The following is a 12,370-nucleotide window of genomic DNA, read 5'->3' on the forward strand; positions in this document are numbered from 1 at the left end:
TGCGACCGGGTGGGTCGCCGGATGGGCCGCCGGTCCGCACTTTCCTACGCTCCTCGCAGACGAGAGATGCCACGACAGCGCGGCTGTCACGCCTCCCGTCGGGATGCTGGAGGCACAGATGAGCCAGGGAAGAAATGTGGCGGCCGCCGCCGGAGCGTGGAGCGCCCGGCACCGCTGGTGGGCGATTGGGATATGGGTCGTGTTCGTGGCGCTGAGCATCGTCATCGGCGGCGCGATGGGCACGGAACGCATCGGTGACGCGGAAAGTGAGCCGGGAGACTCGGGCCGGGCCGACCGGATCGTCCAGGCGGCGGGATTCGACCGGCACGCCGGTGAGATGGTGTTCGTGCACAGCGACACCGGGACCGTGGACGACCCGGCGTTCCGCGCGGCGATCAACGATGCGCTCGCCGCCGTACGGGCCACCGGGCAGGCGCAGAACATCCGTTCGCCGCTGGGGGGAGACGGGGCCGGGGCGGTGTCGAAGGACCGGCACTCGGCGCTCGTGCAGTTCGACATCGCCGGCGACCCGGACACCGCCGGCACGCGGGTGCAGACGCTGCTGGACGCCGTCGCGGGCGTGCAGAAGGCGCACCCGGGGCTGCGGGTCGAGGAGTTCGGCGACGCCAGCGCGGACGAGGCACTCGACAAGGCGCTCGGCGACGACCTGAACCGGGCCAAGGCGCTCACCCTGCCGATCACGCTGCTGATCCTGCTGTTCGCCTTCGGCGCGCTGGTGGCCGCGGTGCTGCCGGTGGGCCTGGCCTTCACCGCCTATCTCGCGGCGGCCGGGCTGCTCGGCCCGATCAGCCACCTGCTGCACGTCAACGACACCGCCACCGAGGTGATGCTGCTGGTCGGGATGGCCGTCGGCGTCGACTACTCGCTGTTCTACCTGCGCCGCGAACGCGAGGAACGTGAGGCCGGAGCGTCGCGGGCCGACGCGCTGCGGATCGCGGCCGCCACCTCGGGCCGCTCCGTCCTGGTCTCCGGCTTCACCGTCGTGGTGGCGATGGCCGGCATGTTCCTGGCCGGGGACGCCACCTTCTCGGGGATCGCCGAGGCGACCATCCTGGTGGTGCTCGTCGCGGTGCTCGGCTCGATCACGGTGCTGCCCGCGCTGCTGTCGCTGCTCGGCGACCGCGTCGGCCGGGGAAGGCTGCCGTGGATCGGCCGGCGCATGCACAACCTGGGGGTCGGCCGGCGGTTCTGGAACGCGCTGCTGAGCAGGGTCTTGCGCCGGCCCGCGGTGTGGGCGATCCTCTCGGGCGGCCTGCTGGTCGCGCTCGCGCTGCCCGCCCTCGGAATGCACACGGCGCTGCCCGGCGCCGAGGGTCTTCCGCGCAAGCTGCCGATCATGCAGACCTTCGACCGGATCCAGCACGACTTCCCCGGCGGCGCCGACCCGGCGAGCATCGTGGTGACCGCGCCGGACGTCACCACCCCCCAGATGAGCGCGGCGTTGAACAAGCTGCGGGATCTGGCGCTGGCCACCGGTGAGATGCGGGCACCCTTCGAGGTCGAGGTCAACCCCGCGCACACGGTCGCGGTCGCCGGCATCGGCTTCGTGGGCAACGGCACCGACGCGAAGTCCGAACACGCGCTGCTGACGCTGCGCGAGCGGGTCATCCCCGCGGCGTTCGCGGACGTCCCCGGGGCCAAGGCGTACGTGACCGGGTCGACCGCCGGGTCGCACGACTTCAACGAGCAGATGAAGGACGCGATGCCGTACGTCATCGGGTTCGTGCTGCTGCTGGCCTTCGTGCTGCTGCTCACCGCGTTCCGCTCGATCGTCGTCGCGATATCGGCGATCCTGCTGAACCTGCTGTCGGTGGCGGCCGCCTACGGCGTGCTGGTCCTGGTCTTCCAGCACACCTGGGCGGAGGGGCTCCTCGGGTTCACCTCGAACGGCTCGATCGCGGCGTTCCTCCCGCTGTTCCTCTTCGCGATCCTGTTCGGGCTGTCGATGGACTACCACGTCTTCATCATCAGCCGGATCCGCGAGGGACACGACCGGGGCCTGCGCAACGAGGACGCGGTGCGCCATGGCATCACCGCCACCGCGGGCGTCATCACCAGCGCGGCGGCGGTGATGGTCGCGGTCTTCGCGGTCTTCGCCGGGCTCTCCGAACTGTCCACCAAGCAGATCGGCGTGGGTCTGTCCGCGGCGGTGCTGATCGACGCGACGATCGTCCGGGCGGTGCTGCTGCCCGCGGTGATGAAGCTGCTCGGCGAGCGCAACTGGTACCTGCCGCGCTGGCTCGGGTGGCTGCCCCAGACCTCCCACGAGACCGGTCCGAAGGAGACTCCGGAGGTCCCGGTCCTGGCACCGAGCTCCGTCTGACGGGAGCGGCCGTGGTGCGGCCCGGGACCGTCCCGCTCTGGCGGGAAGGTCCCGGGCCGGCCGCCTCACCCGGCGTTCTCCTTCACCTCCGCGGCGGCGGTCTTGCTGCGCGACACCCGGATCAGGGCCGCGGCGAGGCGGGCGGGGCCGGGCCCGGAACCGGCGAGCGCCGCCAGCCTCCGCGGGTCGCGCGGCAGGCCGAGCTCGCCCGCACCGGCCAGCGCCTTGTCGTCGAAGTAGGGCGCCACGCCCGGCCAGACCGCCTGGACCTCGCGGAGGAAGATCTCTGCTCCCGACGGGCCGATGCCGGGGAACTCGGTGAGCAGCTCGCCGATGCGTTTCGGATCATCGCCGCCCTCTTCGCGCAGCCGCCGCAGATCGCCGTTCCAGCGGTCCTCCAGCAGCTCGGCGCCGTCGCCCAGCATCGTGGCGGTGCGCTCGTCGTACCGCCGGTAGTGGCCGCGTCCGAGCGCGTCCACGCGGTCCTGCCAGCTCGCCGTCCGCATGGCGCGCGGCGTGCGGTAACCGGCCTCGAACAGCTCCCGGGCGGCCGCCACCGCGATGTCGGCCGAGATCCGCGCGCTCAGCAGGTTGGCCAGCACCAGCAACTGGTACAGGGGACCGGGCTTGTCGGCGAGCCGGATGCCCGCCTCCTGCGCATAGGTGCTCCCGTAGCGGTCGAGCAGCGTCCTGACCACGGTCTCGGCTTCCCTCGTCATGAGTTCCGACTACCCCGTGCAGGGGAGCGGCATTCGCCGCCCGGACCGCGCCGCACCGGGGGCCCGCGTCCAGGGCCGCGGTTTGCACGGTTCAGGGACGCCGGGGCACGGCGGGGCCGAAGTCGGTCGTGGAGCGGGTGCTCGCCACGACCCGGCCGCCGACCACCACGTGCCGCGGTGGCGCGTGCCGGGTCAGCGCCTCCCGGACGGTGCTGCCGTCCAGGACGACGAAGTCGGCCGGAGAATCGGCCGTCAGGCCCGGCCGGGGGCGGCCGATCACCCGGGCGGCGTCCAGGGTGATCATGTCGTACAGCCTGTCCAGCGCGGTGTCGGTCCTGGCCTCCAGCAGGTGGGCACCGAGGAAGGCCACCTCCAGCAGGTTGTGCCGCCCGAAGGGGTAGTAGGCGTCCTCGATGTCGTCCTGGCCGAGCGCGACGGGAACGCCGGCGTCGGCGAGCTGGAAGACCGGCAGGTGCAGCGGCCCGGTGTGCGGATCGCTGACGAACCCCAGCCCCGCGGCCCGGCACAGCCCGATCAGCCGGCGCAGGTAGGGCTGCGGGTAGAGCGCCATCGCCCGGGCGTGCTGCGCGCTTCCACGCCCCGCCATGCCGCGTTCGAGCAGGGCCGTGGCCAGCATCTCGGTGGTGCGCAGGCCCGCGTCGCCGGCGTCGTCGACCAGCATCGCCACGCGCAGGCCGTGCGCGCGGGCGAGATCGGTCATGCGATCGACGTGCTCGGCCGCGTCGGCGTCGGTCCACTCGATCCACGGGATGCCGCCGACCACGTCGGCGCCCCGCCGGACGGCCTCCACCATGAGCTCCTCGGTGCCCGGGTCGCGCAGGAGCCCGTCCTGGGGAAAGGCCACCACCGTGACGTCCACCAGGCCGCGGAACTCCGCGCGCAGGGCCAGCAGCGCGTCCAGGCCGGTGAGGCCGGCCCGCGGATCGACGTCGGCGAAGGCCTGCACTGCGCGCACGCCATGCCGTACGGACTCGACGAGCACCGATCGGGCCCGGCCCAGGACGGCGTCGTAGGTCTGGTCCAGCTTGACCTCGGCGGCCTTCTCGATCGCCCCCATCGCGGCGCCCATGGTCCCCGACGTGTAGTCGGACAGTGCCGCCGCTCCGGCGCGATCGAGGGTGTGCGCCTTGCACAGGTGCAGGTGGGCGTCCACGAACGGTTCGGTCACCAGCGCGCCGTCCGCGTCGAGGGTCACCGGTGCCCGGAGATCCGATCTCGGGTCATCGGGCACGACCATGGCCAGCCTGCCGTCACCGGCCGCCAGCGTCCACAGTCCCGGGCGCCCCCGCAGTCGCGCGTGCCGTACCACCAGCTCTGGAACGTCCATGGGGCACATGGTGTGGCCACGGAGGGACCGCTGTCCTCCCTTTCGGCCTCAGGGCCTCTTGCCGACGCCGGTGAGGAACTCGTGCAGCCGGGACGGCCCGCCGGTCGCGGGGGACAGCGGCGGCGTCGGCATGCCCTCGTTCGCGCGCAGCCCCTCGAGGAGGTCGCGCAGCGCGTCGAGCGAGGTGTGCTCGGGAACCCAGCCGAGCTCGGTCCGGGCCCGGGAGACGTCCATGATCGGTACCCGGAGCACGAGGTCGAGGAGCTGCGGTGAGGCCGGCAGGAGCCGGAGGGTCCATGCCGCGGCGAGGACGGTGCGCAGACCGCGGGCGGGGACGTGCACCTTGCGGGCGCCCAGCAGCGCCGCCAGCTCGTCCGGGCCGATCACCGGGTCGGCCGCCAGGTTGAACGGGCCGCGAACGTCCCGGACCACGGCCAGCCGGTAGGCCTGGCCGGCATCGGCGGAATGCAGCACCTGGAAGCGGAGCCCGTCGAGGTCGGGGACCACCGGGATGAGGCCCGGCCGGGCCAGCCGGCCCGGCAGGAGCGGACCTGCGAACAGCCGCCGCTGAGCCGCGGCGGACTCGGGCTTGAAGATGAACCCGGGCCGCAGCCGCACCACCCGGCACTCCGGATGGCCGGCCTCGAAGCCGTCGAGAAGCCGCTCCACGTAGGCCTTCTCCCGGCTGTAGGCGGCGCCGGGCCAGCCGTGGGTCGGCCAGCTCTCGTCGACGGCCCGGTCCTTGGGCCCCGGTGAGTAGGCGCCCACCGACGACGCGTGGACCAGGGCCGGGACTCCGGCCTCGGCCACGGCCTGGAACACCCGCGCACTGCCCAGCACGTTCGACCGCCAGGTCACCATCGGGTCATGGGTGGGCTGGAAGAGCCAGGCGAGATGGATCACCGCGTCCGCCCCGCGCAGCAGCGGCACCAGGTCGGTCTCGGTGACATCCGCCATGGCCCATTCGGTCTTCGGGGCCGTCCACTCCGGCGAGCGCCGGGCGACGCCGACGATGGAGGTGACGGCCGCGTCGGCGGCCAGGGCCTGGACGGTGCTGGTGCCCACGTTGCCGGTGGCACCGATGACGACGACGCGCACGATTCCCCCTCCCCTGTTCGCTCCTCATCCACCTACCCGGCGAGGGCGACCGCCATTCACCTGCGAGAAGACCCTTCGGCGGCTGATCCCGGGTGACCGCCCGGAACGGGTCAGGTCGGCGGGTCGTCGCCCTGGTCCGGCCGGGGCTCCTGGTGGAAGCCGACCTCGATGGTCTGGAATCCCTTGTGCTGCTCGGTGCCGGCGTAGGACGCGTACGCCTTGCGGTCGCCCCGGGTGAGGCGGACGTTGTCGGTGACGGGGGTGAGCAGGCTGCGCGGCCACATCCGCTCCACCCGGACGGCGTTCAGCTCGGCGGCCAGGATGAGGGTGAGCGCACCGAGGTAGATCCAGGCGATCAAGCCGAGGACCAGGGCGAACACTCCGTAGGTGGCGCTGGCTCCCCTGAGCAGGTGGGTGAGGTAGTAGCCCCCCGCCCACTGCAGGAGCTGCCAGGTCACGGCGGCGCCGAACGCACCGCCGAGCACCTCCCGCACGGTCAGGGGACGGACGGTCAGCATGCGCAGGGCCACCGTGAACAGCACCGAGTTCAGCCCGACCGCCAGGACCGTGGCGAGGGTGTGCACCAGCAGGCCGTAGCCGGGAACCCGGGTGACCACGCCGGAGACCAGGGTGGTGAACAGGACCCCGCCGCCGATGACCACCAGCAGCAGCAGGCTGCGCAGCCGGGAGAGGAACGGGTTGGGGCGGTCGTTGCGGGCCACGCCCCAGATCCTGTTCATCGCGTTCTGCGCCGCCTGCGCCACGCCCATCGAGCCGTAGAGGCTGACCAGTATGCCGACGGTCACCGCGAGGCCGTTGCCCCGCGGTGAGCGGATGTCCTGCGTGATGTGCTCTCCGATGACCGGGAACTGGTTCACCGCCGAGCGCAGCACCCATCGCTGCAGCCCGAGGTCGTTGCCCAGCAGGAACTCCAGGAACGTCACCAGCAGCATGAGCAGCGGGAACAGCGACAGGAACCCGTAGTAGGTGACGAGCGCCGCGAGGTGGTTGCCCTGGTCGTCGATGAACTTGTAGACCGTCGCCAGCGGCAGCCCCAGCCAGCGGTGCCGCCGCTGGTAGCCGTCGAGCCGACCGACCACACCCATCCAGGCCTCCAGCCACGGGAACGCTGCCCCGCATCCTTCCCACCCTGCCGAGGTCATGCGTGCCGGCCCGGAGATCCTGTGGCCCGGTGTCCTGAGCTCGGCAGCCCGGGTGCGCTCACATGCGGAAGGGGTTTGTTAGCACAGCGACAAGAGGTATTGGCGGAACGCTAACAAGAGTCTAGGGTTCTCTCACGCGGCCATCGGTGGCGCTTCGAGGAGATGTCGGATGAGCGGTGTGGCTTCCGGAGGGTCAGCGGCCGGGATCGCGGTGGCCTTCGCCTCGAGCGGCGTCTACTTCCTCGGGATCGCGTTCTTCAAGGTCGCCGCGTCGAGGATGCAGCGCCTGCTCGGCGCCCACGTGGTGCACACGGCGGTACAGATCATCACGAACCGCATCTGGCTCCTCGGAGCACTGATCATGGGGCTGGGGGTCGGCCTGCAACTGGTGGCGCTGGCCGCGCTCCCGCTGGCGATCGCGGAGCCGGTCTTCGTCGCCGGGCTGATCTTCCTCGTCGCGATCGCCTTCGGTTACTTCGAGGAGCGGCTGAGCGGTGGCGAATGGTGCTGCCTGCTGCTCATGGCGGCCGCGAGCGTGATGGTCGCCGGATCGGTGACGGGATCCGGCGGCCCCGGCCCGTCCGCGCCCTCGCCGCTGATGCTGGCCGCGGTGGTGGTCCCCTCGCTGGTGCTGCCGGTGGCACTGTTCTCCGCCGGTGATCTGCGGCCGATGGGACAGCACGCCCGTCCCCTGAACGGGGTGGCGTACGGGATCAGCGCCGGCATATTGATCGGCGCCGCCGAGCTGGCGGTCAAGGGCCTGTCGGAGTCGCGGGCCGATGCGCCGGCCACCGTCTACCCCTACCTGTTCGTGGCGGCGGGGGGCCTGGGGGTGGCACAGCTGCAGATCGCGTTGCAGCGCTGCCGGATGATCACCGTGGTGTTCGTCGCCACAGTGATCGCGAAAACGTACCTGCTGATCGCCGCCACGCTGCTCTTCGGGGGCGGACGCGTGTCGGTCCCGGTCCTGACCGCCGGGCTCCTGCTGATCGGGCTGGCGGTCACGATCGTGCCCCGTCATGACACCTCGGCCACGATGCCCTCCGCATGAGCCGCGGCTCGCGTCACGGACAATCTCCCCATGACGGCACCGCTCACCGGCTCGATCCGGTTCCCCGACGGCACCTGGGTTCGAGGGCGCGGGCTGCGTGATCCCGCGCCCACCGGCCCGCTGCCGGACTTCGCGCTCTACCTCGGCTCGGCACGGCTTCGGCACCGCCATGAGAGTTCGCTGCCGTGGCCGTCCGAGTGGATCCCCTGGCCGGACTTCCTGCTTCCCCTGGACCGGTACGCCGCCGCCCGGTCCATCGCGGGCCTGCATGACCGCGCGCGAGCAGGCGAGGCCGCCGAGGTCGCCTGCCACGGAGGCGTCGGCCGGACCGGCACCGTCATGGCGTGCCTGGCGACGCTCTCGGGTCTGCCTCCGCGTGCGGCCCTCGCGTGGACGCGCGAGCACTACCACCACCGGGCGGCCGAGACTCCCTGGCAACGCCGGTGGGTGATCTGGTTCTCCACCCACACCGGGACCTGACCCCAGGCGTACGTCCCGTTCAGTGCTGGTTCCTGGCCTGCATGACCGGCCGGAGGTCCTCGGCGACCACGTAGCGGTTACGGCCCGCCGCCTTGGCCGCGTACAGCGCCTCGTCCGCGAGGATGGGCAGGTCGCCGCCGGCGAGCAGGTGCCAGGTCCCGCCGGCGATGCCGACCGAGACGGTGACGGTGATGGCGGTGGAGGCGGTCACGGGAAAGGGGTGGCAGGCGATGCCCTCGATCAGTCGCTCGGCGACCCGGGCGGCCTCCTTGGGCGCGGTCTGCGGCAGCAGTACGGCGAACTCCTCACCGCCGTGCCGGGCGACCAGGTCTCCCGGCCTGACCAGGGTGCGCAGCCGGCGGGCGATCTCGTGGAGCACCTGGTCTCCGCCGTGGTGCCCGTAGGTGTCGTTGACCTGCTTGAAGTGGTCCACGTCCAGGAGCAGCACGGACAGCGGGTGCCCGCTGCGCCGGGCCCGGTCGTTCTCGATACGCAGTGCCTCCTCGAAGTACCACCGGGCGTACAGGCCGGTCAGCCCGTCGGTCACGGCGATCGTCTGCTGCGTGGCGACCAGGTGTCCCAGCCTGCACAGCACGAGAAGGGTCAGCACCGTGCAGCCACCGACGATCAGGGGTACGTGGAGCGGCCTGCCCAGCGCGTACTGCAGGCCCAGTGTGGCCGGTCCCAGCAGGGAGGCGACGGCCAGCAGGATGAGCCGGGCCGGGCCCGCCCGCGGCTCCGGCGTCGGCGAGCGCTCGGCGACCCGGGACAGGGAGGGATGCAGCCCGGCGGCGCCCAGCAGCGCGTAGCCCGAGAGCCAGCAGGCGTCCAGGTGGTTGCCGGAGTGGTAGAGGCCCAGGAGCGACTCGGTGCTGTAGCCGACATCGCTGAGCAGCATCACCACCAGCGCCGCCTCGAGCAGCCAGAACGAGGTGGTCCGTTCCCCCGCGCCGAGCAGCAGCCGGGTACCGATGACCAGCAGCAGCAGATCCAGGGCGGGAATGGCGACGGCGAGCGCGAGATCACCGGACGAGGAGCCCGGTACCAGCGCGATGGGGCTGATGACGTAGATCCACACCAGCAGGGTCAGGCCCGTCACGATGGCCAGCGCGTCGATGACGCTGGGCAGGTCCCACCCGGGCGTGCGCCGGCGGATGAGCATGACGAACCCTGTGGCGTAGAGCGGGTAGCCCGTGAGGTAGATCAGGTCGGGGAGGTCGGGGAACCCCACCCTGCCTGCGAACACCTCCGTCATCGTGTAGCAGACGTCGCCGGTCCACCATGCCAGCTGGCCGAGCATGAACAGCCGCCACGGTCTCGGGTACGAGGGGCGGTACCGGCGGACCCCCCACCACAGGGCGACCACGACGCTGAGGCTCACGCCGACATAGAGCACCGCCTGCATGAGGTACGCCACCGGCTCCCACAGAGCGGCGACGTAGTACACCACGATGACGAGCATGACGGCGAGGAGATAGCGGATCCAGGCGGGTACCCGGGAACGCATCCCCGGCGCTATCAGGACCAAGCCGCGCCCCCTGGTCAACAGCCCCGGACGATAGCTACACAGTAGAGTCAAACCACTACCTAGATGCACAATTTGCGCGGATTGGTCTAGGTGTCGCAGAGGACCGTTGGGTCACCAGTGCGGTAACGGGCCCGGCGGGGAACGGGGGCCGCTCGTGGCCATCTGGCAGTCCAGTGGCGACCGCCTGACGGCCCACCTCGGCGGACGGCCGGGCTCTCGGCCCACTGGCCTTATCCGGACACCGTATGGCGTATCCGTAAACCCGGTATTAACAGAATGCGTCTTGTCCGTAATCGGAGTTTTATTCGTCTCCTGACAGGGGCAGCGCATGCACATCCGACCCGTGACCGTCGTGGGGGCCGTAGCGGCCGTCACCGTCGGGCTCACCGGCCTCCCTGCCGTCACCTCCGCCGCGACGGCCGCCGCGCCGGCCAAGGCGGGCGACTTCAACGGCGACGGTCGTCGTGACCTCGCCCTCGGCAGCCCGGCCGGCACCGTCGGCAGCGTCGTGAACACGGGATTCGTCACAGTGGTGTACGGGGGCGCCGCCGGTCCCGACACGGCGAAGCGCCAGGTGGTGAGCCAGAACAGCGCCGGCATCCCGGGCGGTTCCGAAGAGTACGACGGCTTCGGCTCGGCCCTCGCCTCGGCGGACTTCGACCGCGACGGCTACGCCGACCTCGCGATCGGCGCGCCGGGTGAGGACGGCGGCGGCGGTCCGCTGGGCGGCGGGCGGGTCACCCTCGTCTACGGCGGTCCCGGCGGGCTGTCCACTCGCGCGGTCGAAATCACGCAGGGTGGCGGGTTCGGGACGTCCCTGTCGGCGGGCGACTTCGACGGCAACGGCACGCCGGATCTCGCCGTCGGGGCGAACGGAGCCATCTGGGTCTACCGGGGGCTCGGGACCGGAAGCCTCGCCGGGACCAGGACCCAGGTCGGGGGGAGCGACGGGGAGAACGCCTCCACCATGACGACCGCCGCCGACTACACCGGAGACGGCATCGCTGACCTCGCGGCCTCGGTCTACTGGAGCTCGATCAGTCCCGACCATGAATTCCGCCGGTTCGTCGTCTACCAGGGCTCGGCCTCCGGCCTGGCATCCCAGCCGATCTTCAGCGAGGAGACCAGCTACGCGGACCTCGCGGGCGGGGACTTCAACGGCGACGGCAAGGCCGACCTCGTGACCGGCGGCAACAACGAGATCACCGTCAGGCTCGCCACCGGAAGCGGCTTCGGCGCGGCCCGGGTGATCGACCAGGCCACCGAGGGGGTCCCCGGCACCGACGAGCCCGTGGACGACTTCGGCGACGCGCTGTCCACCGGAGACGTCAACGGCGACGGCAGGGCCGACCTCGCGATCGGCGCGCCGGGCGAGGCCGTCGGCACCGTGCTGAGCGCCGGGGCGGTCACCCTCCTGTACGGCGCCGGCGACGGTCTCACCACCACCGGCGCGCAGATGTTCGGACAGGACACCGCCGGTGTGCCCGGCACCGCCGAACGGTCCGACCGGTTCGGGGACGACCTCGCGCTCGCCGACGTGAACGGCGACGGCAGGGCCGACCTCACGGCCGGAGCGGCGGGCGAGAACGGGTACGAGGGGGCGGTCTGGGTGTTCACCGGCTCGTCCGCCGGGATCAGCGTCGCGACCGGCACCGCGTTCAACCCCGGCACGCTGGGCATCGCCGGCCGGACGGCGGAGCTGGGCAGGGTCCTGCTGCGCTGAGAGGCGCGCCATGGCGTCCCTGCGCGGAGGCGGGGACGCCATGGCCGTCGTCCGGTGCGCGCACCCGACGACGAATCCGGTTCCAGGACCGGTCCTCGCCGTCACGCGGCGACGACGGCCACGCTCACCCGGCCGCCGTCCACGTCGAGCACGGTGCCGTGCACGAACGCGGACTCCTCGCTCGCGAGGTAGACGGCGGCGTGCCCGATGGCGTCGGGGGTGCCGCTGCCACCGGCGGGTGTGCCGCGCATCAGCGACTCGGCCAGATCGGCGCCGGCGCCCTCGGGGAGGGACGGAAGGATCACGCCGGGCGAGATGGCGTTGACGCGTACGCCCGCGGGGCCGAACTCGGCAGCCCAGGCCCTGGTCAGCGTCTCCATCGCACCCTTGGTGGAGCTGTAGAGCGAGCCGAGCGGGATGCCGAGGCGGACGATCCAGGAGCCTAGGTTGATGATCGCCCCACTGCCGCGCTCGGCCATCGCGGGGGCGAGGGCCGCGGTGAGGAAGAACGGCGCCTTGACGTTGACGGCGTAGACCTGGTCGAAGGTCGCCTCGTCGGTGGCGGCCGTCGACGGGGCGGGGTAGATGCCGGCGTTGTTGACGAGCACGTCGATGCGCCCGCCGAGCACCCGGGTCGCCTCGGCCGCCAGGTCTTCCGACGCCCTCGCGGAGCCGTCGAGGTCCGCCAGGACGAAGTCGGCGCGGCCACCGGCGGCCCGAATCTCCTCGATGACCTCGGCGCCGCGCTCCTTGCTCCGGCCGGTGACGACGACGTGCGCCCCCTCCGCCGCGAACGCGACCGCTATGGCCCGGCCGATGTTGCTGGTCGCGCCGGTGACGAGCGCCGTCTTGTGCTCCAGGCGTGTGCCCATGCTGAAGTCCCCTGTGATCGTTATGTGTTGGCGCGGCCACAAAA

At 71.9% G+C, this 12,370-nt stretch carries 10 protein-coding genes; 4 read left to right on the forward strand and 6 right to left on the reverse strand.

Features of this window, described 5'->3' with window-relative positions; all coding sequences use genetic code 11:
- Nucleotides 1-118 precede the first annotated feature (118 nt).
- Entirely contained in the window at nucleotides 119-2,344 is a 2,226-nt protein-coding gene (locus tag ACRYCC_RS04720) for an MMPL family transporter (protein ID WP_433809062.1), read from the forward strand.
- 65 nt (nucleotides 2,345-2,409) lie between these two features.
- Here the strand turns inward: ACRYCC_RS04720 and ACRYCC_RS04725 are convergent, their stop codons facing one another.
- The 4 genes from ACRYCC_RS04725 to ACRYCC_RS04740 form a co-directional block, all read right to left on the reverse strand.
- Nucleotides 2,410-3,063 carry an HhH-GDP family DNA glycosylase gene (locus tag ACRYCC_RS04725; protein WP_433809064.1) on the reverse strand — a complete coding sequence of 218 codons (654 nt, stop codon included), beginning with the start codon at nucleotides 3,061-3,063 and terminating at the stop codon, nucleotides 2,410-2,412.
- A 91-nt stretch (nucleotides 3,064-3,154) separates the two neighbouring features.
- The gene (locus tag ACRYCC_RS04730) at nucleotides 3,155-4,411 is read right to left on the reverse strand and encodes an amidohydrolase family protein (RefSeq protein ID WP_433809066.1); all 1,257 of its coding nucleotides are present in this window, start codon (nucleotides 4,409-4,411) and stop codon (nucleotides 3,155-3,157) included.
- Nucleotides 4,412-4,459: 48 nt separating this feature from the next.
- Nucleotides 4,460-5,509, reverse strand: coding sequence for an NAD-dependent epimerase/dehydratase family protein (locus ACRYCC_RS04735; RefSeq protein WP_433809068.1), 1,050 nt, complete (start codon nucleotides 5,507-5,509; stop codon nucleotides 4,460-4,462).
- Between the two features lie 110 nt (nucleotides 5,510-5,619).
- On the reverse strand, nucleotides 5,620-6,615 hold the full coding sequence (locus ACRYCC_RS04740; RefSeq protein ID WP_433809070.1) for a YihY/virulence factor BrkB family protein: 996 nt from the start codon (nucleotides 6,613-6,615) through the stop codon (nucleotides 5,620-5,622).
- Between the two features lie 226 nt (nucleotides 6,616-6,841).
- Between ACRYCC_RS04740 and ACRYCC_RS04745 the strand changes: the two genes are divergently transcribed.
- A complete protein-coding gene (locus ACRYCC_RS04745) occupies nucleotides 6,842-7,723 on the forward strand; it encodes a hypothetical protein (protein ID WP_433809072.1) in 882 nt (293 codons plus the stop codon).
- A 30-nt stretch (nucleotides 7,724-7,753) separates the two neighbouring features.
- Nucleotides 7,754-8,203, forward strand: a complete 450-nt coding sequence (locus ACRYCC_RS04750; RefSeq protein ID WP_433809074.1) for a protein-tyrosine phosphatase family protein — start codon at nucleotides 7,754-7,756, stop codon at nucleotides 8,201-8,203.
- A gap of 19 nt (nucleotides 8,204-8,222) precedes the next feature.
- Here ACRYCC_RS04750 and ACRYCC_RS04755 read toward each other — a convergent pair whose 3' ends face one another.
- On the reverse strand, nucleotides 8,223-9,710 hold the full coding sequence (locus ACRYCC_RS04755; RefSeq protein ID WP_433809076.1) for a GGDEF domain-containing protein: 1,488 nt from the start codon (nucleotides 9,708-9,710) through the stop codon (nucleotides 8,223-8,225).
- Nucleotides 9,711-10,059: 349 nt separating this feature from the next.
- On the opposite strand from ACRYCC_RS04755, the gene ACRYCC_RS04760 reads away from it, so the two are divergent.
- Nucleotides 10,060-11,454, forward strand: a complete 1,395-nt coding sequence (locus ACRYCC_RS04760) for an FG-GAP-like repeat-containing protein (RefSeq protein WP_433809078.1) — start codon at nucleotides 10,060-10,062, stop codon at nucleotides 11,452-11,454.
- Nucleotides 11,455-11,555: 101 nt separating this feature from the next.
- Here ACRYCC_RS04760 and ACRYCC_RS04765 read toward each other — a convergent pair whose 3' ends face one another.
- Nucleotides 11,556-12,326 carry an SDR family NAD(P)-dependent oxidoreductase gene (locus ACRYCC_RS04765; protein WP_433809080.1) on the reverse strand — a complete coding sequence of 257 codons (771 nt, stop codon included), beginning with the start codon at nucleotides 12,324-12,326 and terminating at the stop codon, nucleotides 11,556-11,558.
- Nucleotides 12,327-12,370 lie beyond the last annotated feature (44 nt).

The organism is Actinomadura scrupuli, from assembly GCF_050971785.1.
In the GTDB taxonomy this organism is placed as follows: domain Bacteria; phylum Actinomycetota; class Actinomycetes; order Streptosporangiales; family Streptosporangiaceae; genus Actinomadura_E; species Actinomadura_E scrupuli.